This window comes from Brevibacillus centrosporus, from assembly GCF_046622605.1.
GTDB lineage: Bacteria > Bacillota > Bacilli > Brevibacillales > Brevibacillaceae > Brevibacillus > Brevibacillus centrosporus.
Genome location: NZ_CP176856.1, coordinates 3,687,422 through 3,712,406, shown reverse-complemented (window position 1 = coordinate 3,712,406; position 24,985 = coordinate 3,687,422). Strand labels below are relative to the sequence as shown.

The window sequence follows — 24,985 nt, the reverse complement described above, 5'->3', positions numbered from 1 at the left end:
AATGCCAATCGTAATTCTTACTGACAGTGCTTCGGATATTGATGCGTCTGTTCGGGAATCGTTGGGGATTGTGGCTGTACCGTTGAAAGTGATGTTCGGACCGGAAACCTATCAGGACGGTGTCACGATCTCCTCCACTGCTTTTTTTGAAAAACTGAGCCAGTCGAGCGTTTTACCGACTACCTCTCAGCCCTCTCCTCTGGAGTTTGCAGAAGCGTACAAGGCGATTTACGAGAAGTACGGCAAGGATGTGCAGATTATTGCGATCATGCTGTCCGCTGCCTTGTCCGGGACGTATCAGTCTGCGATGATCGCCAAATCGATGCTGGAAGAGAGCATCGATATTACCGTCATCGATTCCCGCAAAGCTTCCTACGTGCACGGCATGATCTGTGTCGATGCAGCCAAGGCAGCACAGGAAGGCAAGAGCAAGCAGCAGATTCTCGATATGATCGACCGCTATCTGGATGAAGTGCAGGTCTATTTTATCGTGGATACGCTGGAGTTTTTGCAAAAAGGCGGGCGGATCGGTCGTGCGGCAGCTGTGATTGGCTCGCTTTTAAACATCAAGCCAATCTTGACCTTGGACCCTGTAGGCTACGTGTCGGCTTTCGACAAAGTGAGAGGTACCAAAAAGGCGCTGAACCGCGTGCTGGAAGCATTGCAGGAGTACTCGCAGGGAAAACCGGTGAAGGTTGCCGTCCTGCATAGCTCCGTACCGGATCAGGCAGCTGAAATATTGGAGCGGATCAAGCAAGAGTTTCAAGTGACTGACTCTCATTTGGAAGAGATCGGACCTGTGATTGGGACTCATACCGGGCCTGGCCTGCTAGGGATCGTCATGGTAAAAGCGTGATGGAAAAAAGACATTCTCGATTGTTTCGGGGGTGTCTTTTTTTGCCAAGAGGAGATTGTCCGTCTTTGCCGGCACAGGCGTAACGGTCCTCAAAATGACGGACGCAAATGGTAATGTGCAGTACAAAGAAGGGAAAGCTTCTACGGAAGGGATCGTCGTCGAGGACGAACGCTGGGGACAGTCGGAGGTAACCTTTGTGATGAAAGCCAGTGCTAAGAACCCGCTGCATCTGGAAGCACCGACGGTAGACTATTTGCTGCAAGTGAAGGTGCAAGTGGACGGCAGCATCAAAGTGAAAGGCTCGCACGATGGCTGGAGAAATGGAATACCATTTTGAAAAAAAGCGCTAGTGTCTGCGCTATCTTTCTGCTCTAACGGCGGACTGTAGCCTGCTCGTGAAACCTGTAGCGCTTTGGGAATCGGTAGGATACAATGAGAGTGAATCTTGTTGAACCCCTTGTGATATCAGGAGGAGAAGGCGGTTGAAGTACAAAAGCGTATTTGATATTATCGGTCCCATTATGGTAGGACCGTCGAGTTCCCATACAGCAGGTGCGGCGCGCATCGGCAGGGTGGCGCGTAAGCTGTTTGGCAAAGAGCCAAAGCGTGCAAAGATCACCTTCTACGGCTCGTTTGCAAAGACGTATCAAGGGCATGGCTCTGACGTGGCAACGGTTGCGGGGATTCTCGATTTTGACACATCAGACTTGCGCTTGAAAAATTCGCTTCTGATTGCTGAAAAAGCAGGGATGGAAGTGGATTTGACTACGTCGGAAGTCTTGACGGAGCATCCCAACACCGCTCGTATCAAGTTGTCAGACGACCAGGAGTCAATCGAGGTTGTCGGCGTTTCGATCGGTGGGGGGAAAATTGAAGTGCTGGAGATTAACGGCTTTACGCTGCAGCTGGGCTTTGACAGCCCGACGATGCTGGTATTGCATGAAGACCGCTTCGGGATGATTGCGGCTGTCGCCAAAATCCTGACGCAGCACAAAATCAATGTAGGGCTGATGGAGGTTTCTCGTCACGATCGCGGGGCGCGTGCTTTAATGGCAATTGAGACGGATGCTCCTGTTTCCGCAGAGGTGCTGGAGGAAATCCGGCAGATTCCTTACGTATTTGACGTTTCCTTGCTTTCGTTGAACTAGCGCAGATGATCATGGGCACAAGACAGCAGGGAATAGAGGAGTGAACAAACAAGATGTTTCGGAATGTGGCTGAGCTGGTTGAATTGGCAGAATCACAAGGAAAGAAAATCTCTGAAGTGATGATCGAAGCAGAGATGGAAGTATCCCAGCGTAGTCGGGATGCCATCATGCAGGATATGTACGCCAATCTGGACGTTATGGAAAAAGCAGTTCGTCGCGGCCTCACAGAGGACATCCGCTCGCATAGCGGGCTGACAGGCGGCGATGCCAAAAAGCTGCAAGAATATATGAAGAACAAGACCTTCTTATCGGGACCCACACTTTTGAATGCGGTTTCGATGTCTGTCGCGGTCAACGAAGTCAATGCGGCTATGGGAACCATCGTCGCGACTCCTACCGCTGGGGCTTGCGGCATTGTTCCAGGTACCCTGTTTGCAGTATCAGACAAGCTCCAGCCGACACGGGATGAGATGGTGAACTACTTGTTTACTGCTGGCGCAATCGGTTATTGTATCGCGAACAACGCGTTTATTTCCGGTGCAGCTGGAGGCTGCCAGGCAGAAGTCGGTTCGGCGACCGCGATGGCAGCTGCGGCAATCGTAGAGATCGCGGGCGGCACGCCGGAGGAATCGGCGCAAGCGGTAGCGATTGCTTTGAAAAACATGCTTGGTCTGGTCTGTGACCCCGTGGCTGGACTGGTGGAAGTACCTTGTGTCAAGCGCAATGCGATGGGGGCTGCGATCGCTACGGTGGCGGCAGACATGGCGATGGCGGGCATCAAGAGCGTCATTCCGACAGATGAAGTCATCGAAGCGATGTACCGGATCGGTTGCGCAATGCCGACAACACTGAAAGAGACGGCTCAGGGCGGACTGGCCGCGACTCAGACAGGGCGCCAAATCGAAGCGAAGATTTTTGGCGTACGGATGGAGAAGTAATGACGACGGCTTATCAAGCTCCCGTCTCCCAGCTTCACGGGGTAGGGGAAGAGCGGGCAAAAGCTTTTGGCGGTTTGGGGATTCACAGCGTAGGAGATCTGCTGGAGTACTTCCCGACCCGTTATGAAGACTACCGTGTTCGCGATTTGACAGAGGTCAAAGACGGAGAGAGGGTCACGCTGGCAGGTACGGTATACGGCGAACCCTCTGTTCGTTTTTATGGCAAGGGCAAATCGCGCATTTCCGTCAAGGTAGTCATGGACCGGGTGGTGGTTACGGCTGTTTGGTTCAACCAGACGTTTGTGAAAAGCAGGCTGTCGCCGGGCAAAGAAATTCTCATCACGGGAAAATGGGACAAGCACAAGCTGCAGGTCACGGTGAATGAGATGACGGAGGCGGATTCCGACCGCGCTGCCAAGCGTGGAGAGCTGGCTCCCGTTTATCCGCTGGGCGGGGATGTCACGCATAACCTGCTGCGGAAAACGATCCAGCAGGCTTTGCGAGAGTACGGTCAGGAGATACCGGAAATTCTGCCGCCCTACATCGTCGAGCGCTATCGGCTGATGCCGCGGGTCGATGCCATTCATTCGATTCACTTTCCTGTCAATGCCGAAAATGGGCGCCAAGCGCGGCGGCGAATCATGTTCGAGGAGCTCTTTTTATTCCAGTTAAAAATTCAGGCGCTGCGCCGGGTGAATCGTCAGCAAACCGAAGGCATGGCGCTCACGATTCCGATGGATGAGGTTCGGCAGTTCATTTCTTCTCTGCCCTTCCCGCTGACGGATGCGCAAAAACGGGTCGTCAAAGAAATTTTGGATGACATGCGCTCTCCCCATTCGATGAATCGCTTGCTGCAAGGGGACGTAGGTTCCGGAAAGACGGTCGTAGCTGCCATCGCGCTGATCGCGGCTGTCAAGGCAGGTTTCCAAGGGGCGCTGATGGTGCCGACGGAAATTTTGGCGGAGCAGCACGTTCAGTCCCTCACGGCTTTACTTTCGCCATACGGGATCGAGGTCGCGCTGCTCTCCGGCTCGCTGACGGCCAAGCGCAGACGTGAAGTCATCGGCTCTCTGCAGATGGGGCTTATCGATGTCATCGTCGGTACACACGCCTTGATTCAGGAGGATGTGTTTTTTTCACGACTGGGCTTGGTCATTACGGATGAGCAGCATCGCTTTGGGGTTGAGCAGCGGCGGATTTTGCGCAACAAAGGCCTGACTCCCGATGTCCTGTTCATGACGGCGACACCGATTCCACGGACGCTGGCGATCACCGCATTTGGCGATATGGATGTCTCTACCATCGACCAGATGCCTGCCGGCCGCAAGCCGATTGAGACGACGTGGAAAAAGCACGATCAGTTCCCTGCGGTTTTGGAGCAAATGCGTGACGAGCTGCGCAAAGGAAGACAGGCCTATGTCATTTGTCCGTTGATCGAAGAATCGGAAAAGCTGGACGTGCAAAATGCGATTGATGTTCACGCGCAGCTGACGCATGTATTTCCTGAGTTTGGCGTAGGCTTGATGCACGGGCGTCTGCCTGCCAAGGAAAAGGATGCGGTGATGCAGGCTTTTCTCGCTGGAGAGCATGCGGTGCTCGTCTCCACAACGGTTGTTGAGGTAGGGGTAAATGTGCCGAATGCTACCTACATGATCATTTACGATGCCGAGCGCTTTGGTCTCGCACAGCTGCATCAGCTGCGGGGACGTGTCGGCCGTGGCTCGGAGCAGTCCTACTGCGTGCTGATTGCTGATCCCAAGTCGGAGATCGGAAAAGAGCGGATGCGCGTTATGTGTGAGACAACAGACGGGTTTGAGCTGTCGCAGCGAGACTTGGAGCTGCGCGGGCCTGGTGATTTTTTCGGAACCAAGCAAAGCGGGGTCCCAGAGTTTAAAGTGGCGGATCTCTTGAGTGATTACAAAGCACTGGAGGTCGCCAGACAGGAAACCGCCAGACTGGTAGCGGAGAGGTCCTTTTGGCATGACGCCCAGTACCATTGGCTGAGGGAGTACTTAAAGCGCGAGGGTGTACTGGACGGAATCGTGTTCGACTAAATGCAAAAGCAGGTATTGGTGGAGAGTCTTCTCTGTGAGAACAGGGGAGGCTCTTTTTGGTATGCGAACAGCGGGGGAGAACGAACAAAATTTACCCTAATCGTTTGAAACGATTCCAGCTTTCGTAGCGTCAATATCCATATTAAGGAAAATGACAAGAATCCATAGAGAGGCGGTTCTTTCATGCGTTTGCTTCGCTTCATACCTTGGGGATGGTTGTTTTTGGCCGTCGTTTTGTCTGCTGCTGCATGCAGCCCTGGACCGGTGAGCACAGGACCCGGAGGAATCGAGTCACCCTCGGTCCCTCATGTGCCGCCGCCAGCAAATGCCGTGCCTCCTCTTTCCCAGCCTGCTGCTCCTGCAGAGTGGCACCCAGAGGAAGTCATTTTCGTCTACGATGAGATGAAAGAGGATGTGCGCATACAGCTGGACGAGGAGCCGCAGCTTCACTCTCCTATCCGTACGGTTGTCGGGAATACACCGCAGTCGTACAGCTTCTTTTTCCGTGAACCGATGGATCGCGCCAGTGTAGAAGCCGTTGTTCGGCAGCACGCCAAAGACACCTCCCAGATTCATTATGTGGAGCCGTCACTTGCGTTTCACTGGGTTCATGACAGGCAGCTGCGTTTGCTGGTGACCTTGGCCCGGCAGCCAAATTTGAATCAAGCCAGCCCTGAGTACTGGCTGAATGCAGCAGGTGCCAAAACGCAAAAAGGAAGAGTGATTGCAGACAATCTCGATTTTCGAGCGGTAGCTGTCGTCCCTAGTCAGATTTGGCAGGTCTCGCTGGATGGAGCACAGCTAAAAAAGGTCTCTGGCTTTCCTGCTCCTTATATGGTTTCGACCATTTTGGACAATGAACGGCGATATGTACTGATGTACCGTTACAAGCAATACTGCGAGTGCGACGCGCATCATATTCCTTTGTATGCGATCTATGACCTGGACAAAAACTCACTGACTCGCTACCCCTTTGAGCTGACCGTGAACTATCGAGGAGAAGGGACCTTTGTGGCAGATCGGCGCGGATTTTTCTACGCCCAGCCGCAAGAGGGTGTGTCCGTACCAGAAAACGAGTGGGCGGTTCCTATCAAAGTAAATGGGTTCGTGCATGGGGCGAGCTTCAGCCATAACCGTCACTATGTTTTATTGGCGACAGGCCCCACGCAGCAAAAACAGGATCTGGATCTCTTGCTGGTCAACCTAGAAACGGGTGCGCAGACGCGTCTGCCCGGTGCTGTGAAAGGCACGATCCCGACGAGCGAGGCGGACGGCTTGACGCTGCCAGTCACGTTTATGGACGATGGAAGGTATGCGACTTTTATCATGCGAAAGAGCGCAGACAGCCTGCTTGAAATCCGGCAGCGCTATGACTGGAAAACCGAGAAGGTCATCCCTTGGAATCCTCCTGTTGCCGAGGACTCGTGGGCGGGCTACGATCAGTCGGATGACGGGAAATATCAGATGTACTTTAATGGCGGACTGTACCAAGGGAAGGACAAAGTAGGGGAATTGGATCGTTCGGGGGTCTGGGTGCCCGGTACGCATCTTTTGGCGTATGTAAATTGGCAGGAGGGGAAAGCGGACAGCCCAGCAACTCAATCGCTGCATATCTTTGATGCGGACCTGCGGCAGGAGAGCGTCATTTTGGAAGGGCTGTCTATTGGGTTTGGTGTGATAGGGGCAAGTCAGGACGGGAAGTGGCTTCTCGTGCATAGTGAGCGGGATCTTGCCAATTAGCTGTCCGCTGCTTTGAGGCATTTGCGCAGCCTTTGCTTTTTCTGCGATGGTGATGCGTGTGCGTTCCATCGAATCATGAGGTTGGGCCAACCCGGCGAGGATGACGGATCCGGCAGGTTGGCCTGTTTCTGTTTTTCCGCGATCAAATGCGCAAGATCTGGATGGGGCCATTTAGCATTTGCAGACCATCAGTACGTTGCGATCCGGGTCGCGAAAGGTAAACCAGTGCCCGTTTTCGATGCCGCTTACCAGTTCTACGTCAAGCTCCTGCATATGTTGGTAAGCCGCTTCGATATCCTGAGTGTTGAAGTGAAACAGAGGAGCATCGCTAGGCGTTTTTTTCGGGAAAATCTTGCTGTCTAAAATCAGGGTGACGCCCTTTTGCAGTGGGATGCAGTACAGATGCCCGAACAAGATGTCCTGATCGGCGTCAATTCCGAGGATGCGGCAATACCAGTCGCGGGCTTCCTCTATGTGCTGTACCGGAACAAATACTGCGCCAACTTCAGAAAGCAGGGGAGAAGCTTTCATGGAGATCTCCTTCTTTCGTAGAGAATCGCTGAGCTATTTGCATACAGGAACTGGATTCGCCCAGGTGCCACTTTTCCCCTCTGTGCCCAGAAAAAATTACCAAAAAATTTCTTGTGGCGAAAAGGTATAAAAGCGAACGTTTGTTTGCTATACTAAGAACAAGAAGATAACGAACACTTGTTCTTGTTTAAGGAGATGGCGATATGGCCAATGCGAACAAACGCATCGTTTTTTTGGTCGATATGCAGAGCTTTTATGCCAGTATCGAGAAGGCGGCCAATCCGCAGCTGCGAAACCAGCCGATCGTAGTCGCGGGAGATCCGGAGCGGCGAAGCGGGGTGGTTCTGGCAGCATGCCCGATTGCCAAATCGTACGGCGTCGTCACGGCAGAAGCTTTGTGGCAGGCGCAGCAAAAGTGCCGCAACCTCGTCGTTGTTCGCCCGCGGATGGAAATGTACATCCGCATCTCGATGCAGATTACCCAGATTTTCGAGTCCTTTACAGATAAGGTAGAGCCGTATTCCATTGACGAACAATTTCTCGATGTGACCGGGAGCGTGCACTTGTTTGGCGATGTGCTGCAGATGGCTGCGCAAATCCGGCAGCGCGTGTGGATGGAGACCGGGATTAACTGCCGTGTGGGAATCGGCGAGAATAAAGTGCTGGCGAAAATGGCTTGTGACAACTTCGCCAAGAAGCAGGAGCAGGGTGTTTTTTGGCTCAAGCGCGAGGAGCTGGCAGACACGCTTTGGAAGCTGCCGATTGAAAAGCTGTTCGGCGTAGGCTCGCGAATGAAGCGGCATTTTCATCGGATGGGGGTTTACCAGATCCGGCAGCTGGCGGACATGGCTCCGAACGTGCTCATGCGTCGTTTCGGGGTGAATGGCGAGGTGCTGTGGCGAACCGCCAGAGGTCTGGATGACTCGCCTGTCTCCCTGAATACGTACGATACGCAAAAAGGGATCGGCCATCATATGACGCTGCCACGGGACTATCATACGGGAGCGGAGATCAAGGTCGTGCTGCTGGAGCTGTGCGAGGAGGTGTGCCGACGGGCGCGGAGCAAAGAGCTGATGGGGTCTGTGCTGTCTGTCGGCTGCCGCGGCGCCGATCTCGATGCGCTGAACGGGTTTGGCAGGCAGATGAAGCTGGAGGAGCAGACCAACGACGTGATGACGCTGTATGAGGCGGCATGCTGTCTCTTTGACCGGCACTGGCAAAAGACTCCCGTGCGCAGCATCGGTGTGACGCTGAGCAAGCTGGTGCCAGACAACGTTCTGCAGCTCAATCTGTTTACGGATAATCACAAGCGCCGTTCGCTCGCCCATGCGATGGATGACATTCGCACCCGCTATGGTCAGGATGCGATCCTGCGGGCGGCGTCCCTTTTGGGGGCTGGTCAGGCCAAAGAGCGTGCCCGCAAGATCGGGGGCCACTACAAGTGACCGAGCAGCAGGCGGGAGTACCAGAGGGTGAGCAGGAGATGATGCGCTTGTACATTCTGTTTGGCATCCTGTTTCGTGTTGTCATGGTAGATTTGGGGAAGGTCCGGGTCGTGCCGCTGAAGCTGTCCTACCAGGCTGTTTATGACTGGCTGTTTCCAGAGATTTCCCGCTGGGCCGAGCGGCAGCATCATCAGCTGCGCCGTCAGCTGCGGCAGCAAGGCTGTGTAGTGGTCAGCTACCAAAGACAGGGGCATGTCTACGTGGTGCACTACCGGCAGCGCGGATATTTGCGAGAAGCGATCTATTCGATCGAAATCCTGCGGGCGGAATGTCAGGAGCTCGTCGGCCAATGGATTGCCCACTATCAACGAGGAGAGAAGACGCCATGAGGGAGACACGTGTATCCAAAAAAGAGAATCTGTTTGCATCCAGCCGGTTCGTGCTGCCTGAGCATCGGGAGTGGTATGCGCGAATCAAGGAAGAGGAGCGCCGCTACGTGCCGCCACAGCTCGATCAGGAACAGCTGGGGGAGCTGAGCGAGCTGGTATGGCAGGCTTTTCAGATGGGAAGTCCGCTTACGGTGACCTACTATGACGGGCAGCAGCCTCGCCGGTTGTCGGCTCACGTCGCACACATTGATCAGGAAAAACGGCGCATCAAGCTGCGGGCAGAAAGCGACATTCACTGGATTCCATTTGCCCGGCTGCTCCAGGTAGAGCTGGCTGCCAGTTTTTGAGCAGAATCATTCAAGAAATTGACAAACTTAGGCCATTTGCAAAAACGCAAGCGGCAAAAAAACGAGTCTGAATGATCTAATGGCGTGCGCAGTGGCGAGGCGCGATTCCTGAAACGAAAAGCGGTCGAAAACAACCGTTTTTCGCGATTTTTTGGCCACTTTGGATTTTGCCAGAACAGGAGGTTTCCCTGTATTGTAAGGATATCTTGTAAATCAGATATCTGAGGGATCGAACAAAGGGGACTGGAAATGTTAGCACAGGAAATGGGTGTCATGTTCACCAAGCATGCGGATCAGATTACTTCCAAGCGTTGGGGTGAATTTATTCAACAGCTGGAGGAAAAAGGCCTGTACGTGCTCATCGAGACAGATACGATCGGAAGAGTGATGAGTCCATTAGGCGGTTTGATGCCAATGCCTTGTAAAAGTGAGACGCTCCATATTGTGACCGCCGCTGAGCTGGAACAACGGGGTTTGCCGCTTGGTCACCACATTGTTACCAAGAGCAGAGAAAAAGCAGCGACCCAGCAATAACAAAAAAAGAGAAGCAGAGCAGCCTTTCCTGTCGGGAACGATCCCGAACGGAAAGGTTTTTTTGTTAAGGAGTCGCCAAAAGGCTTGGCGGATCTAATAGGAAGTCAAAGTCACCCGTTCACGGGAAGGGACCGTCATCTGCCTACGTGCATACGGTGGTAACAAGAGGGAAGAGCGACAGGAGGAGAGCCTGCTATGGAATACGGCAGTACGCTGAGAAAATTGCAGGAAATCCAGTTTGCGCTTGTGGAGCTGCAGCTGTATTTGGATATGAACCCGGATGATCAGCGTGCCGTCAAGCAGTACAAAGAACTGACCGTGCAGCTTGTGCAGCAAAAGCAAGCGTATGAAAAGGAGCGAGGGCCGGTGATGCAGTACGGTCATTCCTCGACGCCGGATCGCTGGACGTGGCACAAGACTCCGTGGCCTTGGGAAATTGAGTATTGAGGAAAGGTGACCAGTGGTATGTGGATCTATGAAAAGACATTGGAAATTCCAGTACGAGTAAGCAAGCCGGATCTGCAGATGGCCAAATTCCTCTTGACACAGTACGGCGGGCCTGACGGAGAGCTGTCTTCCGCATTGCGTTATTTGAACCAGCGCTATACGATGCCGAATAAGCGCATCAAGGCGTTGTTGACCGATATTGGAACGGAAGAGCTCGGGCATATGGAAGTGATCGCTACCCTAGTCTACAAGCTGGTGAAGGACGCGACTCCGATGCAGATGAGAGAAGCAGGCTTGGGCGCCCACTACGCCGATCACGACAAGGCCCTTTTCTATGCGGATGCGAATGGTGTGCCATGGACAGCCGCTTATATCCAGACCAAAGGAGACCCGATCGCTGACCTTGCGGATAATATCGCAACTGAGGAGAAGGCGCGGGCGACCTATCAGTGGCTGATCAATCTCACCGACGATCCAGACGTGAGCCAGGTGTTGAAATATTTGCGCGGAAGAGAAATTGTGCATTCCCAACGATTCCGTGAGGCGCTTTTTATGCTAGAGGAAGAAAATCGTGCGAGCAAAGCACAGAAAGAGGATGACGACTTGTGAACCGATGGCCGCATGCCTACTATGACCCACGGTACGGCTATCCGTGGGTCTATCCTCCGCAACAGCTTCAAAAGGACTCAAAAGTACGAGGGCGGCGCCCAACCAACCAAAGCACAGCAGATCTGCATCCGATTGCCCCGATCCATCCCTTCCCACCCGACCCCTATATCAATCAGTTCAGGCCATCCGAAGCGCTGCAGACGGGAACGCTGTTCATGTGGCTTCATGCATCAGAGAAGAACGGGCAAGAAAGCAGCGAAAAGGAAGACAGTGAAACAGAAGATCTCGAAACGAGTGCGGCAGAGGAAAGCTCTCCTAAAGGGGGCGCAGAGTGAACAAACCGGGCTGGAGTAAGGAAGCCCCGTCTCTTAGCAGCAATGGAGACGGGGTTTGTCTGTTTCACATTTACAATACGGAGGAACATACGTTACACTCAAAAGGAATTGATGAATCACTCAATACTCACACAGAAAAGGAGTGAGCGTCATGCCCAAAAAAGAGGCGACCTCAGTCAACCGCAGAACGGAGATCATTTCGGCAGCGATCGAAGTGTTTGCAGAAAACGGGTATTACCGGGCAACAACCGCTCACGTCGCAGAGCGCGCCAGCATTTCTCAGCCGTATGTTTTTCGTTTCTTTAAAACCAAGGAGGCTCTGCTGCTGAGCGCACTGGAAGTATCGTGGACGAGAATCACGGAAGCCTTCCGCCAAGTTGTGGCCGCCTCCTCATCCGAGCAGCTGGAATCCGATTTGATCCGGACCTACGAGAAAATTTTAGAGCAGCATAAAAATGAGACGCTGCTTCAGATGCAGGCACAAACCATTCAGGAGGAAGCCATCCAGGAAGCGATGCGCAACGGATTTCGCGAGGTACGGCGTATTGTTCTGGAAGCATTTGAAAAAGCGGGGATGACCGATGCCAAAGAGCGGACGATGCTCTTTTTGGCGAGAGGAATGCTATGCAATATCGGGATGGCATTGAATATGCCGGAAATCATGGAGGTGTAAGGTGGCGAAACAAGCCATGCAAATTAGTTATTGACTAATCACTAACAGTAGATTATGCTCAGATTAAGTTAGTGATTGATCAATTACAAAGAGAAATGGAGATGAGGGTCATGAAACGGGCAATGGTAGTAGGGGCAACAGGAGGTACAGGAGCAGCCGTCACGGAGGAGCTCATTCGGCAAGGCATCGAGACGATCGCATTTGGACGTTCCGGGCAGAAGCTGGAGCTGCTTGCAAAGAATCTGGGAAATCCAGCACAGCTCACCTTGGCGGTAGGGGATGCTTTTCGTCCCGAAGACATTGCGGGTGCTTCAGGAAATGCCGACGTGCTCTTCCATTGTGCAAACGTCCCGTACCATGAGATGGCTACTAGGCTCCTTCCCTTGGGCGAAGCCGTTATGGCGGCAGCCCAGAAGAAAGGGATGAAAGTCGTCGCAGTCGATGGCATTTATCCCTACGGCAAAAGACAGATGGATTTGGTAACCGAGGAGCATCCTCTAGAGCCACACACCAAAAAGGGCAAGACGCGGTTGGCATTCACGCAGATGTTGTTTAGCAAGCAGTGGAGCGAGGTGGATACGATGATTGTCCGCCTGCCTGACTACTATGGTCCATCGGCAAATGAGGCGTCCTACCTGGGCTCGACACTAGAGGCGATCGCAGCAGGCAAACCGGCTATTTTCATCGGTAACATGCACGTTCCTCGCGAGTATGTGTACCTGCCAGATGCTGCGCAGATGATCGTAAAGCTCGCCAAAGTGGATCACTGCTTTTCGCAGAGCTGGAATATTCCTGGTGCTGGTACGATCTCGGGAAACAGGATTGTGGAAATCGCTAGAAAGGCGAGTGGGCAGACGAAGCCAGTCATTTCGCTGGGGAGGGCTGGTCTTGCTTTACTCGGTCTCTTCGTTCCTGTGATGAAAGAGGTAGTCGAGATGCTGTACTTGACAGAGGAGCCACTGATACTATGTGGAGAAAAAGTAAAAGCCCATATTGGCTCGCTTGTACAAACCCCCTTTGAGGAAGGAATCGCTGCAACGATTCGAGCATTGCAGGAAAAAGCGACCCGTATATAGTTTTGTTAGTAATTGATCAATAATGGAGTGATCAGAGTAAAAGTATGGTATGGTTTTGAAAAAGCCATGGCTCTGAGTAAGAACCATTCGAGAGAAGCAGGAGGCCCGCCAATGATTATCAGAGGGTTTCGCGAGACAGACGATTATCCTTTCATTTCCCAATATCAGCTACCACAAGAACAGGCGATTTATACCTCCACTCCAATCGAGGTCATCAAAACCTTCCGCGCCGATCCGAATCAAAAGCCTTATGTGATCTATACAGGTGATCAGTTGATCGGATGCTTTGTGTTGAACGGACATCGGTCCGCGAATATCTACACCGACGAGAGGGGCTCCCTAGTATTCAAGTCATTCTCGATCGATGCTCGCTTTCAAAAAAGAGGGTATGCTTACGAGGCATTGCGGGCTCTACCGGAGATTGCGAAGCAGGAGTACCCTGGAAAAACGCAAATCCTATTAACTGTCCACCACACCAACACACCTGCGATCAGCTTGTACCAAAAAGCAGGCTTTGAAGACAAAGGCTACAGGTACGCGGGGACGCATGGGGAAGAGCTCATCTTCCATCTGCTTGTAAAGGAAGAGGAGAAAATCAAAAGCCGGTAGCCTGATTCATACGAGGCTAGCCGGCTTTTCTTCTAGTTAATAAGCACTATCTTTCAACTGCGGCGAACGAAAATGCAAGTAGACTTCAGCCGCCAAGGAAAGAAGAATCACAGAAACAGACGTCCACTGAGCGGCTGTCCAATGAAACAGGTAACGAGGAGAGTCACCGCGCAAGAGCTCTAGAAGAAAGCGCCCGAGGTTGTACAAAATGTTGTAGGCGAGAAAAAGATAGCCGCGCTTGAGCTGCTTGCGCATGAGGATCAGCAGCAGGGCAAAAATGATGATGTCCATCTGGCCTTCCCAAACTTCGGCGGGCCATAAAGGTTGATCTCCAAAGGTCGCGCGGGCATTTGTCCCTTCTGGATAGAGAATGCCAAAATTGCCGCCCGTAGGATCGCCGAAGGCATCACCGTTCATCAGGTTGGCATCTCGACCGATGCTTTGGCCCAGGATCAGCCCTGGCGTGCATAAATCCGCCAGCTCCCAGAAGGACAGCTTATGCTTGCGGACGTACCAGATGCCGACCAGGATCGCACCGACGATGCCGCCTTGGATCGATAGGCCGCCATGCCAGATGGCAATGATTTCTTCGGGATGCTTCGAGTAGAATTCCCAGTCGAAGAAAAAGACAGCCCAAAACCGCGAGCCAATAATCGCGCCAACCATCATAGGGACGAGCAGATTCATGAGATGATTGCCAAGCTCCTCTTTCTTTTGGAGCTTTGCCAAAGTGAGGGTCACTCCTACACCCAAGGCAATCGCCAGGACAAAAATCAAGCTGTAGGATCGAATGGGGAACGACCCAATGTGTGCAAGGTATTGATGCAATTCAAATTCCCTCTTTCTCTAGCAAGTTACTACGACTCGGCAGGTTCAGGCTGCGGCTTCTTTTTGGGAAGCCAGAAAGTAATAGCGAGGCAGATGACTGCCAGGACGGCAACGATATTAAAGTTCTGGTGGATACCCGCAGCGAGAACCTCGGGAGGAACTTGGGCGTTGCTGTCCGCATGGCTTCCGATCTGATGGTTTAAAAACGTTCCCAGCACGGCTACGCCCAAGGTTTGTCCCAACGTCCGCAAAAACGTGTTGGACGAGGTAGCCACTCCGCGCAGGCTCCAGTCGACAGCAGATTGGACAACAATGGTGAAAATAGTGATGGAGAAACCAAAACCAAGCCCGAGGATGAAGACCATTCCGAGAATCATCCACGGAGGAGTTGCCATCGTAATCAGCGTCAAGCAGAAGGTCCCGATGACAAGCAGGAAGATGCCGAGAAGCGAAATAGGCTTGGCACCGTATCGTACGAGTAAACGACTGCCAACCGTAGCCCCAATCGGCCAGCCAATCGACATAGGCATCAGGATCATTCCGGAAAAGATGGCGCCTTCTTTCAGAACACCTTGGATCCACAAAGGCAAGTAGGCCGTGACACCGATGAGGATTGCGCTGGCGAGAAACGAGATCAGATTGGGCACGGACACTTCCCGAATATGAAAGAGCTTGATCGGAATCATCGGCTCGGGATGGCGCTTTTGAATGGCAAAAAATGAAACCAGAAACACAACCGTCACGATCAAAAGAAGGTACATCGTGGCCGAATTCCAATCGTATTCGTTGCCGCCGGTCAACAGGGCATAGAGCAAGGCCGTCGTACCAATCGTAAATGTAATAGCGCCGCCGTAATCGATTTTGCGGGCGCGTTTTTCCAGCTTCTCATGCAGGTTTTTCGAGATCAGCCAAATTGAGAGAAGACCAAAGGGGATATTGATGTAAAAGATCCAGTGCCAGCTGACATAGTCAACAAAGAATCCACCGACGAGCGGACCGAAGATTCCTGCAACTCCCCAAATGGAGGCAAAAAGTCCTTGGACCCGCGCACGTTCCTCGAATGTAAAAATATCGCCGATGATCGTAAAGGTGATAGGAACGACGGCGCCAGCCCCAATTCCTTGAATCGCGCGGAACAGGATGAGCTGCTCCATGCTCTGGGAGAGACCGCAAAGCATCGACCCGATCAAAAAGAGGGAGCATCCGAAGAGGAAAACCTTTTTCCTTCCGAACAAGTCGGCGATTTTTCCGAATATGGGAGTGGTAACGGCAGAGGTCAGCAGGTAGACAGCGTATACCCAGCTGATGAGCTCCAGTCCACCCAATTTATTGACGATCGTAGGCATGGCCGTACTGACGATGGTCACCTCAATCGCCGAGAGAAACGTAGCGATCATGAGGGCGATCGTAATTTTGCGCTGATAGGCAGTCATGCTTTGTTACTCCTTTCCATCTAGCTGAAGACGAAGAGATCGGGAAAGCCGCTCGAGCATCTCGTTCATCATCTCCAGTTCCTCTTCGTGAAAGTCCTGAAACGTCTCGGTATTGCTTGCATCCGCACGGGGCTGCATCATGGCGAATACTTCTCTGCCTTTCTCGGTGATCTTCACGCGGGTAATCCGCTTATCAGAAGGGTCACTCCAGGTCGAGACCCAACCGCCATTTTGCATACGCTCAATAAGACCCGTCATGTTTTGTTTGGTGACCAGGATCTCATGGCTTAGCTTGCCCAAGGTGATGCCTTCATTTCGAGCGATGATGCCCAGCAGCTGCCATTGCTGCACGCTCGAAAGCCCGGTTCCTTCAACGAGTCTTAGTCCCATACGGTTAATTTGGGCAGCCAGACGCAGGACATGCAGAATGATGCTTACTTTTCCATCCACGTAAAAGCCGTCTCCTTTTCAAATGGTCAACATATGGACTATCTTAAAGAAACCCTTGTATTCCGTCAATCGATACAGCTTTGGAAAGTGTACGTAAAAAACAAGACGACGCGCTGCCGAAAAATCGGAGAGCGCGCCAAAAAAGTCATTGTGGATTCGTTGTCCAGATGCCAGCGGTTTTGACAAACACACGATCTGGCAATTGCAGCGCAGCGAGTGCAAGCTCGGCCACATCCTCTGGCTGCAGCATGCGATGCTCCTCGCCGATCTTCAAGCCGGCATTGACAGCAAGCTCGGTGTTCACGGTACTGGGAGTCAGGGCGGTCACCCGAATGTTGTGCTTCCGAACCTCTTGCAGGACGGACTCGGTAAAGCCAAGTACCGCAAATTTGGATGCACAATAAGCAGAGCCGGTAGCAAAACCGCGTTCGCCTGCGGTAGAAGCGATGTTGATGATGGAGCCGTGATTTTGCTGAATCATGTCAGGCAGGGCGTAGTAGGTCATGTGGTAGGTCCCGAACAGATTGACCTGAATCATGCGCTCCCACTCGTCTGGCGGCATTTCCGTCACGGTGCCGAAGCTTGCAATTCCAGCGTTGTTAATCAAAATATCCAGCGGTCCCAGATCGTGCTTGATCTGATTGTACGCGGCCTCAGCTTCGTTTCGCTTCGATACGTCCGCTGTCGCGTAAATGGCCCGCGTATCGTATTGAGAGGAGATCGTCGAGGCAAGCTGCTCCAGATCACCAGAAGAGCGGGAGACGAGACCCACGCGAACGCCTGCCTTTGCGAGTCCGAGAGCAATGGCTCGTCCAATTCCTTTGCCTGCACCCGTAATCAGTGCATTTTTTCCTTTCAGATCCATCGATGTTCCTCCGTTCCTGATGGGGGTTTTCTGGTTTCTTTTGGTTCGTTACGTAGATAAGGTAACCAGTTGGAAAGAACGCCATTCAAATGGGAAGGGTAATGCTACGGAATAGCAGCTAAATAAATGGCAATTAAGTTTCTGAAGTCAGCAGACCGGGGGTATGTCCTGGAAAATGGAGAGATCAGCTTCCACGATACAGCAGAAAATTTACGGTCTCAGGACCGAATTAAAAAAGCTTACTTGGGTCATTAAAAAAGGCGTCAGAACAAGCTCTTCTCCAAGGAGGAGGGCTTTTTTGTGCGCGAAAAGCACGCTGGGCACGACACTTGGAATCGGCGGAATATTTCCTTTTTAGTAGCGCAACGGGATTACTTCCCGTATACTAAAAGACTGAAGAATCTATCGAGAGACTTTAGGGCAAAAATAGACTTCAGTTCGAACTGGATTGAGGTGGAAAGTGAGTGATCGATCAGTGGAAGTAGTGGGGAGACAAGAGCGGAAGAGACTGGCGACGCGAAAGAGCATTTTCGACTCAGCCATCCATCTGTTTCGAGAAAAAGGGTACCAGGCGACAACTGTCGAAGAAATTGCTGCAAAAGCAGATGTCGCTAAAGCGACTTTTTTTAAACATTTTCCCAAGAAGTACGAGCTGATCGAGGAAATGATCAAGCAGCGCAGAGACAAAATCGAGTTGGCAGCGGTAGATGAGCAGGTAGGACAATTGGCGATCCGCGACCAGGTCCGGTATTTGATGACCGTCCTCTGCCAATCGATTGAGACGGATCGGGCTTTGGCGATCATCGCGTTGAATGAATATCTGTGCTCAGGGGAAATGCTCAAGGATGAATCGCCAATGATTGAGCTCTTTCACCAGACGCTGGAGCGAGGAAAACGAGGCGGTGAGCTGCGGCCGGACGTATCCACCCGTGTTGTTGCACGGATGCTTTGGTCGTACTACCTGGAGTCGTACATTGCTTGGTCACGCGACGAACAAGGACAATCGCTGGAGTCGATGATTTTAGAGGGAGTAGAGGTCATATTCCGGGGGATCGAGGATGCCGGAACCTAAAATGAAACTCACTGTGGATCGACGTGAGGAACAGACATGTTGTTATTGCTTTTGACAAACCCGCCAAGGATCAATCCGAGGCGGGTTTGGTTTTTATTTGATGACAATTTTTACGCGAGTCCCATCGGGGTAGTCCTCTACCTGATTGGCAATCCAGGAGCCAGCCCCGCGATTGTCGGATGGAGAGATGTAGGCAATATCTGCACCACTGCCACCTTCCTGGCACATCGCCATTGGCCATTCATCTCGGTCGTAACGAGGCTTTGTGGGAACGCCTTTGAGGGATTGCTCCCTGTTTTCATCTGCCCCTTTTCGGTCGATGGTACACACGGCGGAATGTCCTTTCGCGATGGCAGAACGGATATGCTCGGCCGTCTGCGGGTATTTGCTGCTCGGGAATACCAGCACGTAGTCCGCTTCTGTGTTGCTCGTCTGCGTCTGCGGGCTCTTCTGCTCGAAGAAATAGGAGCCGATCGCAAACAAGACAGCGAGAAGGAACAGGATCATTTTTTTCTGCATGACGGTTTCTCCTTGGTATTTTCTCTGTGGTGTTTATCTCCTAGATAATTATACCAATAGGTGGGGGAGGTGCACCTGTCAAAATTCTTATTTGGAAGTCTAATAAATTCCAAATTATCCTCTTACAAACAAAAGCATCGTGTTAAAATACTTTCAGACAGCACCCTATCTTTCTAAGGGTGTGTAGGAGGGGAAATTTGTGAAGCCATGTCCTTCTTGTGGAACGGAAATTGTATTAAACGAGGGGTACCCGTTATGGTGTGAAAACTGTGACTGGAATCTCCCTATGCCAAAGAACGAACGATCATAAACGGTATGGAAACGGATGGAGAGGCACATGCGTTTTTCGTATGGCCAGGCTCTGTTCAAAGAGCTTCAGGAGCATCCTGAAAATTTAACCAAAAAGGGGTTAAGCGAAAAAGCCGCATCCGTCTATTCACTTGTGATCATTGGCAGTTCAATAGCAGGTTTTCTTTTTTCCGTATATGGACTTATTTCTTGGTATCAGAGCCCCTTCATTCTTATTGGTTGTGTGCTTATTCTCCTAGTAGCCTGGCTGTCGCGCCCTCGGCCAAATAGGTTGCCGAAAAAGGTAATGACTTTGAATTCTGCCCAGCATCCCAATACAATGAAGATGTTGGAAACGATCAAAGAAAAAATGGGAATTGAAAAAGATATTCAGTTTGCTCTTTCTCCTCACTATGAAGCGTATACAACCGAATACGGGTGGAATCGAAGACGAATCGTTGTGATTGGATATCCCCTGTTATTTGCCTATGCACCCGGTGAATTGACAGCTTTGATCGCTCATGAGCTTGCTCATTGCTGCAATAACGATGTGCGACGGAGTCTTCTGGTTGCGCATGCACATCGGATCCTTCTCAATTGGTGTGATTTGTTAGATCCAATACGAGATGATGATGAATATTATTTTTCATTCGTCGCGACGATTAGCAGAGGGATTATGCGTATTCTCTTTTGGATTCCCTACCGTTTATTATTTATTCTCACTCAGCTTTTTTGGAATCAGAGTCAACGGGCTGAATATGAGGCAGATCGTATGGCCGTTAAGCTTGCAGGTACCCAAAATCTCACTTCCATGCTGCAGATCGCACATATGGGGGATGTGGTTGATTCGTTAATTGGAAGACACGCCATACAGAAGCAAAGCATGACACTAGGGGAGCAGCTTCGGGAGATCTTTGCCAAGCTTCCTATGAAAGAGAAAGCCGGCGTTCAGAAAGTGCTGGAGAGAAGCCAAGGTAGCATGGACACGACACACCCAGCCACTCATCTGCGAATCGCGATGGTGCAGGGGAAAGAAGTTGCCCCAGCTTTCCAGATTTCAGAGGAGGAGTATAACAGAGTTCATCAGGAAATCCTTGAACAGGTACAAGAAAAAATGGAGCATCGTATTCTAGACGAATATCGAGCAAAGATATCCTAATTACTCAGGGGGGCTGAAAGTTTTTTTCGCAATCATGCCCTTTTCAAAATTTGACTACCCATGAGCTTTGCATTTCCAAAATTTTGTAATAAAATCAGACTCCTAACAAATGTAAGGGAGTGATTCGTATCTCTCAAACGCAAAAATACAGAGCGTCTTCCCTCTGTATCATTTGGAAAGAGGATTCTATTTTGCTGGAACAATTTCCGGAAGAGGAGGGTGTCATTACCTTTCGCCCAGTAGGGGGTACTATCGAATACGGGGAAGACAGCAAGTCAGCATTGATTCGCGAAGTAAAGGAAGAAATCAATCAGGATCTAACAGATGTAAAGCTATTGGGAATCATCGAGAACATTTACGACTATTACGGCGATGGTGGGCACGAATTCGATTTTATCTATGAAGCAAAGCTGTGCGCAAGCGATCTCTACAATCGGGAGTACATCGAAGGATACGAAGGAGAAAAGAATTTTATAGCCGTTTGGATGCCCGTGACTGCTTTTCGGGATAATCCCGCGCGAATGCTGGTTCCAGATGGGCTTTTTGAGCTGTTGACGGGTCAAGGAGCTTCAGAATGTGTCCATACGATCAAACATTTGAGTACAAAGGACATCGTGGAGGGCGCAAATGGCGGTCATTAGCATAGAAGGTGCAAGTGCAGCCGGTAAGACAACAACATCATGTGAGTTGGCGGCGAAGTTCGATGGCTATCATATTCCTGAAGTGAATGCTTGGTGGGAGCCTCCAGACTCCGTATATCCAGAATGGTTTTTTGAACGTCAAGTTGATCGGTGGCAGATCGCAGAGGAGAAAAGTCAGAATCATCCTTTTGTTGTAATCGATATCGATCTATTTCAGCCATTATGGTACAATTGGGCATTTGACTTTACTTTGTTCGGAGGGCAGTCACTCGACTTTGTTGAGGAGTTCTACCGCAAACATTTGCTCGCAAAGAAAATCGGTTTTCCAGATAAGTATTATCTCCTTAGTACGAGTGAAAAAGAGTTGAGAAGCAGAAAGGAAGGAGATCGATCTAGAAGGAGAAGGGGGTTTGAAATGAATCTAAGGTTCATTGAGCCTCAGAAACGCTACTTCCAGGAAATGCACTCGTTTAACCCAAATTTGGTTTGTTTTATTGAAGCCGTGACGATTGAAGATAATGTGAAGAGAATTTTAGAGACAATGCCTTCTACAGCAAAAGACCATACCTATTCCATTGAATTGCTCGAGTTCATGGTAAGCTGGCTGCGAAGGAATAAAGCATCTGATTTTTATTAAGCCGAAAAGAATGAGATGGCTTGCGCTTGTAAAGAATTGCGACGAAACAGAAGTCTTTTTAATGAACGTGTTGACTATACGCAACAAGAAAGGAACGAAAAACTACGTTTATGGAGTGTAGACGAGGAGGAGTGGAAAAAGCGGGACAGGTCGATAGTACTCAACTCTCGAATACAGTCCCGCTAGTTTGCGCTACTTCCCATCCCTTTTCCCGCCACCCGCATCCACGCTTACCCGCGCAAATACTTTCCTCATACAATACCAAGCAATCAAAGGACCCAAGCCAATCAAGAAAACCAACCAGTTTAACGCAATGGGCGAGGTGCTAAAGGACGTCACCATGAGAAAGACGAGAATCCCCACCATACGTCCTGCATCCAATCCAAATTCCCTCAGCACGACAAACTCGACGCGGTTCTTTGCGCTCTCTTCATTGGAGCCGATCAGATCAAAAACCGTGGAGATCATCGGAACCGAAAAAAGTGGATAGGCCAGGCCCACTGCCACTCCAAAAATGAGCAGCGTAACATAGCTGACCTGCCAGAAAAACAGGGTGACGATGCCGCTCATCACGAGTGCTCCGCAAAGCATGACCCACTGGCGGTTTTGCGGCTTGAACCATTTGCCCACCGCATAGTAGCTGACCAGACCAACTGCCGAGGTAATCAGCCAGTAATTGCCCAACGTCATTTCACTCTTGGTTGCGATGTAGACCATGAGACCGATGATAAAGCCAAAAACGCCTTCTCGCAGTCCTTGACCGGCCAAAGCGCCAAAAGCCCAGCGCCAGTTGGCATCCTGTCGCAGACTGTGAAAAGCAAAGCTCCAGGAGTAATCTCCCTCGGACTGCCGCTTTTTCAGGAAAAAGCTGATGATAACGCCCACGACGAACAGGATCAACGAGAGGGTAAAGATCAGCGCATATCCTTTGGTGCTTGTCATGCGCGAGATCAGATAGCCGGAGATCCAGGGAGCAATCATGCCGCCGCCAGAAGCGAGCAGTCCAGCCCAGCCGTTGAAAAGGTCCCGATTGTCTGGTCCTGTAATCTCAAAATACACGACATTGAAAGCGAGCCAGAAAAAGCCGACCGCCATGCCTTGGACGAGTCCCAGGGCGGCCGCATACGATACGACGTTCGTTCCCAGGACGAGCACCAGCAGATAGAAGAGGGCGGACATCGCCATCCCCAGCCGGAGTGCATTCATTTTGTTAAAACGCTTCACCCAAGCGCCAGCCAGCCAAAAGGTAAGGGCTCCAGCTAGGTGCGTGCAAAACGTAAACCACGCGATGGGGGCGAACTGGCTTTTCACTTTCCATAAGTAGACGTTGACGAACGTCCCGGATAAAGCGCCTGCGGTGATGAAGAGAACGTTGACGAATAGCAGGAGCTTGGATTGGTTGTCGAGCTGTCCGTTCCCATGCGCAGAAGATTCCTCCTGATTCGAATGCCACAGCTTTTGAAGGGTGGCGGGGAAGCCGGATTTCGTCTTTTGGTGCATTTGTCTGCCCCTCCCATCGGATGTAAGTGGAATGGTCTTCGTTCATAACCTGCCCGATTGAGACAGGGAATAGACGGTAAACCGGCATTTTCCATGTCCTTGGCGTTGTTTTCATTAAATAGAAAAAACAAAAATCTTTGACAACAGGAAGGAAAAGGGCAACCCGTTACCCAAATAAGGAGAAGGTGAAAAGCTAAAACAAAGGAGCAATGACATGGCCACCACAATTTTTACCAATGGACGCATTTATACGGGGGACCCGAAGCACCTGTTCGTAGAAGCGATTGTTGTCAAAGATGGGATTGTGCATGATCTGGGCACACATGCGGATATGACACTCCAATGGGGTCGAAGCGATGTACATATTGTCGATCTTCAGGGCAAAACCGCAACACCGGGGCTGATCGATAGCCATCTTCATCTCGGCTGGCTAGGGTTGACCTTTCAACAGCTCGATCTGAGCAAAGCGACGTCCAAGGACGAGATGCTTTTCCTGATTAAACAAAAAGCGGAGCAAACCGCTCCGGATGAATGGATACAAGGATTTGGCTGGGATGAAAACCTGTTCGTCGGTGGCGGGGGAATTCCTACGATCGACGAGCTGGATCTGGTAGCGCCACACTGTCCGCTTCTTTTGTCGCGCATTTGCGGGCATGCCAATCTCGTGAACAGCAAAGCGATGGAGCTGAGCAACTACCATCCTGACATGGCTGTTCCGGCAGGTGGCGTGATTGTGCATGATCCGGCTACGGGGAAGCCGACAGGTATGCTGCTCGAAACAGCGTCCAACCTCATTACGCCGCACATCCCAAAACCGAGCTATGAAGCCTTGAAGAATGCTTTGCGTGGTTCGGTTCGTTATGCGCTTGCGCATGGATTGACAGGTGCACATACGGAAGACTGTCGGGATTTGGGTGGCCTCATCCAGACCTATCGTCTGTACGATGAGCTGATCAATGGGGAAAATCTCGCGCTGCGCTGCAACCTGCTCGTTTATTACACGAGTCTCCCTGAGCTCCGTGAAACGCAGATGCGGGCAGGCTACGGGAATCATCATGTGAATATTGGCGCTGTCAAAATCTTTGCAGATGGTGCACTGGGGCGTCGAACCGCGTATTTGTCGGCACCGTATGCGGATGATGCAACGACTAGCGGCTATCCGGTACATGAGCAGGAGGCTTTGACAGAGCTGGTACGTCAAGCCCGTGAGCTCGAAATGCCGATCGCTGTCCATACAATTGGAGACAAGGCATTGGAAATGGTTTTAGACAGTCTGGATCAATTCTCTCCTGTCGCCTATCGGGATCGGCTCATCCATACACAGATCCTGCGGCCGGATTTGCTGGATCGTCTGGCACTCCCTCACCGCATTGCCGATATACAGCCACGCTTTTTAGCGGGTGACTTCCCTTGGGTCATTGATCGGGTAGGCGAGGAGCGCATTCAATATTCGTACATCTGGAAAACGATGATGGAAAAAGGAATCATTTGCGCGGCTGGATCCGACACCCCGGTAGAACCAATCGACCCGCTGCTTGGTATTCATGCAGCTGTCACACGAAAAGCGCCAGGGGATACTCATAGTGGCTATCTCCCGCATGAAAAGCTGACCATGCAGGAAGCCATCCATCTGTTTACACTCGGAAGCGCCACAGTCACGGGTGAAGACCACCTGAAAGGTACACTGACGCGCGGAAAGTTTGCAGATATGACGGTATACTCTCATGATCTGTTCTCGATGGAACCGGATGAGCTCTTGGAGACCAAAATTGAAATGACGGTTATTGGAGGACAGGTTTGCTATGCTCGATAGACGGGAATGGGAGGTTAGCAGCCCAGCCGAAGCCTATGACCGATTTTAG

The 24,985-nt window shown here is 51.3% G+C and carries 28 protein-coding genes; 21 read left to right on the top strand and 7 right to left on the bottom strand.

Translation table 11 applies throughout. The annotated features are described in order from the left end of the window. Position 1: 1 nt before the first annotated feature. The 6 genes from ACLIN2_RS18725 to ACLIN2_RS18700 all read left to right on the top strand — a co-directional run bounded on the left by ACLIN2_RS18725 (position 2) and on the right by ACLIN2_RS18700 (position 6,736). Complete coding sequence (locus ACLIN2_RS18725; protein WP_092267882.1) at positions 2–856, top strand: DegV family protein; 855 nt, start codon at positions 2–4, stop codon at positions 854–856. A 31-nt stretch (positions 857–887) separates the two neighbouring features. Continuing rightward, positions 888–1,193, top strand: a complete 306-nt coding sequence (locus ACLIN2_RS18720) for a DUF3238 domain-containing protein (RefSeq protein WP_411501808.1) — start codon at positions 888–890, stop codon at positions 1,191–1,193. Between the two features lie 145 nt (positions 1,194–1,338). Continuing rightward, positions 1,339–2,004: an L-serine ammonia-lyase, iron-sulfur-dependent subunit beta gene (sdaAB, locus tag ACLIN2_RS18715; RefSeq protein ID WP_122922150.1), complete on the top strand. Its 666-nt coding sequence runs from the start codon at positions 1,339–1,341 to the stop codon at positions 2,002–2,004. A 53-nt stretch (positions 2,005–2,057) separates the two neighbouring features. Then, positions 2,058–2,942 carry an L-serine ammonia-lyase, iron-sulfur-dependent, subunit alpha gene (sdaAA, locus tag ACLIN2_RS18710; RefSeq protein ID WP_092267885.1) on the top strand — a complete coding sequence of 295 codons (885 nt, stop codon included), beginning with the start codon at positions 2,058–2,060 and terminating at the stop codon, positions 2,940–2,942. Further along, positions 2,942–4,996, top strand: coding sequence for an ATP-dependent DNA helicase RecG (gene recG / locus ACLIN2_RS18705; RefSeq protein WP_092267886.1), 2,055 nt, complete (start codon positions 2,942–2,944; stop codon positions 4,994–4,996). The genes sdaAA and recG overlap by 1 nt, the downstream gene beginning before the upstream one ends. Positions 4,997–5,179: 183 nt before the next feature. Beyond that, positions 5,180–6,736, top strand: coding sequence for a hypothetical protein (locus tag ACLIN2_RS18700; RefSeq protein WP_411501807.1), 1,557 nt, complete (start codon positions 5,180–5,182; stop codon positions 6,734–6,736). Positions 6,737–6,907: 171 nt separating this feature from the next. Here the strand turns inward: ACLIN2_RS18700 and ACLIN2_RS18695 are convergent, their stop codons facing one another. Next, complete coding sequence (locus tag ACLIN2_RS18695; RefSeq protein WP_092267888.1) at positions 6,908–7,267, bottom strand: VOC family protein; 360 nt, start codon at positions 7,265–7,267, stop codon at positions 6,908–6,910. A gap of 203 nt (positions 7,268–7,470) precedes the next feature. On the opposite strand from ACLIN2_RS18695, the gene ACLIN2_RS18690 reads away from it, so the two are divergent. The 10 genes from ACLIN2_RS18690 (at position 7,471) to ACLIN2_RS18645 (ending at position 13,731) form a co-directional block, all read left to right on the top strand. Further along, positions 7,471–8,712, top strand: coding sequence for a DNA polymerase IV (locus ACLIN2_RS18690; RefSeq protein WP_092267889.1), 1,242 nt, complete (start codon positions 7,471–7,473; stop codon positions 8,710–8,712). Beyond that, complete coding sequence (locus ACLIN2_RS18685; protein WP_411501806.1) at positions 8,709–9,101, top strand: hypothetical protein; 393 nt, start codon at positions 8,709–8,711, stop codon at positions 9,099–9,101. The genes ACLIN2_RS18690 and ACLIN2_RS18685 overlap by 4 nt, the downstream gene beginning before the upstream one ends. Beyond that, a complete protein-coding gene (locus ACLIN2_RS18680) occupies positions 9,098–9,448 on the top strand; it encodes a YolD-like family protein (RefSeq protein WP_092267890.1) in 351 nt (116 codons plus the stop codon). Before ACLIN2_RS18685 ends, ACLIN2_RS18680 begins: the two co-directional genes overlap by 4 nt. Positions 9,449–9,697: 249 nt before the next feature. Beyond that, the gene (locus ACLIN2_RS18675; RefSeq protein ID WP_092267891.1) at positions 9,698–9,982 is read left to right on the top strand and encodes a hypothetical protein; all 285 of its coding nucleotides are present in this window, start codon (positions 9,698–9,700) and stop codon (positions 9,980–9,982) included. 195 nt (positions 9,983–10,177) lie between these two features. Beyond that, positions 10,178–10,429, top strand: a complete 252-nt coding sequence (locus ACLIN2_RS18670; RefSeq protein WP_092267892.1) for a spore coat protein CotJB — start codon at positions 10,178–10,180, stop codon at positions 10,427–10,429. 18 nt (positions 10,430–10,447) lie between these two features. Beyond that, positions 10,448–11,038 carry a manganese catalase family protein gene (locus ACLIN2_RS18665; RefSeq protein WP_411501805.1) on the top strand — a complete coding sequence of 197 codons (591 nt, stop codon included), beginning with the start codon at positions 10,448–10,450 and terminating at the stop codon, positions 11,036–11,038. After that, positions 11,035–11,373: a hypothetical protein gene (locus ACLIN2_RS18660; RefSeq protein WP_411501804.1), complete on the top strand. Its 339-nt coding sequence runs from the start codon at positions 11,035–11,037 to the stop codon at positions 11,371–11,373. The genes ACLIN2_RS18665 and ACLIN2_RS18660 overlap by 4 nt, the downstream gene beginning before the upstream one ends. A 151-nt stretch (positions 11,374–11,524) precedes the next feature. Then, positions 11,525–12,046 carry a TetR/AcrR family transcriptional regulator gene (locus ACLIN2_RS18655; RefSeq protein WP_400586536.1) on the top strand — a complete coding sequence of 174 codons (522 nt, stop codon included), beginning with the start codon at positions 11,525–11,527 and terminating at the stop codon, positions 12,044–12,046. A gap of 110 nt (positions 12,047–12,156) precedes the next feature. Next, a complete protein-coding gene (locus ACLIN2_RS18650; protein WP_411501803.1) occupies positions 12,157–13,122 on the top strand; it encodes an NAD-dependent epimerase/dehydratase family protein in 966 nt (321 codons plus the stop codon). Between the two features lie 111 nt (positions 13,123–13,233). After that, positions 13,234–13,731 (top strand): GNAT family N-acetyltransferase, encoded by a 498-nt coding sequence (locus tag ACLIN2_RS18645; protein ID WP_411501802.1) that lies wholly within the window; start codon positions 13,234–13,236, stop codon positions 13,729–13,731. A 36-nt stretch (positions 13,732–13,767) separates the two neighbouring features. Here ACLIN2_RS18645 and lgt read toward each other — a convergent pair whose 3' ends face one another. From lgt to ACLIN2_RS18625, 4 genes are all read right to left on the bottom strand, one after another. Next, positions 13,768–14,559: a prolipoprotein diacylglyceryl transferase gene (gene lgt, locus ACLIN2_RS18640; protein ID WP_411501801.1), complete on the bottom strand. Its 792-nt coding sequence runs from the start codon at positions 14,557–14,559 to the stop codon at positions 13,768–13,770. 29 nt (positions 14,560–14,588) lie between these two features. Then, positions 14,589–15,992 (bottom strand): MDR family MFS transporter, encoded by a 1,404-nt coding sequence (locus tag ACLIN2_RS18635; protein WP_411501800.1) that lies wholly within the window; start codon positions 15,990–15,992, stop codon positions 14,589–14,591. Between the two features lie 6 nt (positions 15,993–15,998). Continuing rightward, positions 15,999–16,442 (bottom strand): MarR family winged helix-turn-helix transcriptional regulator, encoded by a 444-nt coding sequence (locus tag ACLIN2_RS18630; protein ID WP_328211191.1) that lies wholly within the window; start codon positions 16,440–16,442, stop codon positions 15,999–16,001. Positions 16,443–16,587: 145 nt separating this feature from the next. Then, positions 16,588–17,307 carry a 3-ketoacyl-ACP reductase gene (locus ACLIN2_RS18625; RefSeq protein ID WP_411501799.1) on the bottom strand — a complete coding sequence of 240 codons (720 nt, stop codon included), beginning with the start codon at positions 17,305–17,307 and terminating at the stop codon, positions 16,588–16,590. Between the two features lie 460 nt (positions 17,308–17,767). Here ACLIN2_RS18625 and ACLIN2_RS18620 point away from each other — a divergent pair, with 460 nt between their 5' ends. Continuing rightward, on the top strand, positions 17,768–18,379 hold the full coding sequence (locus tag ACLIN2_RS18620) for a TetR/AcrR family transcriptional regulator (protein WP_170184278.1): 612 nt from the start codon (positions 17,768–17,770) through the stop codon (positions 18,377–18,379). A gap of 93 nt (positions 18,380–18,472) precedes the next feature. Here the strand turns inward: ACLIN2_RS18620 and ACLIN2_RS18615 are convergent, their stop codons facing one another. Then, on the bottom strand, positions 18,473–18,898 hold the full coding sequence (locus ACLIN2_RS18615; protein ID WP_411501798.1) for a NucA/NucB deoxyribonuclease domain-containing protein: 426 nt from the start codon (positions 18,896–18,898) through the stop codon (positions 18,473–18,475). A gap of 337 nt (positions 18,899–19,235) precedes the next feature. On the opposite strand from ACLIN2_RS18615, the gene ACLIN2_RS18610 reads away from it, so the two are divergent. The 3 genes from ACLIN2_RS18610 (at position 19,236) to ACLIN2_RS18600 (ending at position 21,623) form a co-directional block, all read left to right on the top strand. Further along, a complete protein-coding gene (locus ACLIN2_RS18610; protein WP_411501797.1) occupies positions 19,236–20,345 on the top strand; it encodes a M48 family metallopeptidase in 1,110 nt (369 codons plus the stop codon). Between the two features lie 119 nt (positions 20,346–20,464). Then, entirely contained in the window at positions 20,465–20,986 is a 522-nt protein-coding gene (locus ACLIN2_RS18605) for an NUDIX hydrolase (protein WP_411501796.1), read from the top strand. Continuing rightward, complete coding sequence (locus ACLIN2_RS18600) at positions 20,973–21,623, top strand: hypothetical protein (protein ID WP_411501795.1); 651 nt, start codon at positions 20,973–20,975, stop codon at positions 21,621–21,623. The genes ACLIN2_RS18605 and ACLIN2_RS18600 overlap by 14 nt, the downstream gene beginning before the upstream one ends. A 192-nt stretch (positions 21,624–21,815) precedes the next feature. Here ACLIN2_RS18600 and ACLIN2_RS18595 read toward each other — a convergent pair whose 3' ends face one another. Next, positions 21,816–23,123, bottom strand: coding sequence for an MFS transporter (locus ACLIN2_RS18595; RefSeq protein ID WP_411501794.1), 1,308 nt, complete (start codon positions 23,121–23,123; stop codon positions 21,816–21,818). Between the two features lie 214 nt (positions 23,124–23,337). On the opposite strand from ACLIN2_RS18595, the gene ACLIN2_RS18590 reads away from it, so the two are divergent. Next, positions 23,338–24,936: an amidohydrolase gene (locus tag ACLIN2_RS18590; protein WP_411501793.1), complete on the top strand. Its 1,599-nt coding sequence runs from the start codon at positions 23,338–23,340 to the stop codon at positions 24,934–24,936. The last annotated feature ends 49 nt before the right edge of the window (positions 24,937–24,985 follow it).

Coding starts and splice junctions, on each gene's coding strand:
- ACLIN2_RS18725 (WP_092267882.1), top strand. CDS start 2: ATGCCAATCGTAATTCTTACTGACAGTGCTTCGGATATTGATGCGTCT.
- sdaAA (WP_092267885.1), top strand. CDS start 2,058: ATGTTTCGGAATGTGGCTGAGCTGGTTGAATTGGCAGAATCACAAGGA.
- recG (WP_092267886.1), top strand. CDS start 2,942: ATGACGACGGCTTATCAAGCTCCCGTCTCCCAGCTTCACGGGGTAGGG.
- ACLIN2_RS18700 (WP_411501807.1), top strand. CDS start 5,180: ATGCGTTTGCTTCGCTTCATACCTTGGGGATGGTTGTTTTTGGCCGTC.
- ACLIN2_RS18695 (WP_092267888.1), bottom strand. CDS start 7,267: ATGAAAGCTTCTCCCCTGCTTTCTGAAGTTGGCGCAGTATTTGTTCCG.
- ACLIN2_RS18690 (WP_092267889.1), top strand. CDS start 7,471: ATGGCCAATGCGAACAAACGCATCGTTTTTTTGGTCGATATGCAGAGC.
- ACLIN2_RS18680 (WP_092267890.1), top strand. CDS start 9,098: ATGAGGGAGACACGTGTATCCAAAAAAGAGAATCTGTTTGCATCCAGC.
- ACLIN2_RS18675 (WP_092267891.1), top strand. CDS start 9,698: ATGTTAGCACAGGAAATGGGTGTCATGTTCACCAAGCATGCGGATCAG.
- ACLIN2_RS18670 (WP_092267892.1), top strand. CDS start 10,178: ATGGAATACGGCAGTACGCTGAGAAAATTGCAGGAAATCCAGTTTGCG.
- ACLIN2_RS18665 (WP_411501805.1), top strand. CDS start 10,448: ATGTGGATCTATGAAAAGACATTGGAAATTCCAGTACGAGTAAGCAAG.
- ACLIN2_RS18655 (WP_400586536.1), top strand. CDS start 11,525: ATGCCCAAAAAAGAGGCGACCTCAGTCAACCGCAGAACGGAGATCATT.
- ACLIN2_RS18650 (WP_411501803.1), top strand. CDS start 12,157: ATGAAACGGGCAATGGTAGTAGGGGCAACAGGAGGTACAGGAGCAGCC.
- ACLIN2_RS18645 (WP_411501802.1), top strand. CDS start 13,234: ATGATTATCAGAGGGTTTCGCGAGACAGACGATTATCCTTTCATTTCC.
- ACLIN2_RS18635 (WP_411501800.1), bottom strand. CDS start 15,992: ATGACTGCCTATCAGCGCAAAATTACGATCGCCCTCATGATCGCTACG.
- ACLIN2_RS18625 (WP_411501799.1), bottom strand. CDS start 17,307: ATGGATCTGAAAGGAAAAAATGCACTGATTACGGGTGCAGGCAAAGGA.
- ACLIN2_RS18615 (WP_411501798.1), bottom strand. CDS start 18,898: ATGCAGAAAAAAATGATCCTGTTCCTTCTCGCTGTCTTGTTTGCGATC.
- ACLIN2_RS18610 (WP_411501797.1), top strand. CDS start 19,236: ATGCGTTTTTCGTATGGCCAGGCTCTGTTCAAAGAGCTTCAGGAGCAT.
- ACLIN2_RS18600 (WP_411501795.1), top strand. CDS start 20,973: ATGGCGGTCATTAGCATAGAAGGTGCAAGTGCAGCCGGTAAGACAACA.
- ACLIN2_RS18595 (WP_411501794.1), bottom strand. CDS start 23,123: ATGCACCAAAAGACGAAATCCGGCTTCCCCGCCACCCTTCAAAAGCTG.
- ACLIN2_RS18590 (WP_411501793.1), top strand. CDS start 23,338: ATGGCCACCACAATTTTTACCAATGGACGCATTTATACGGGGGACCCG.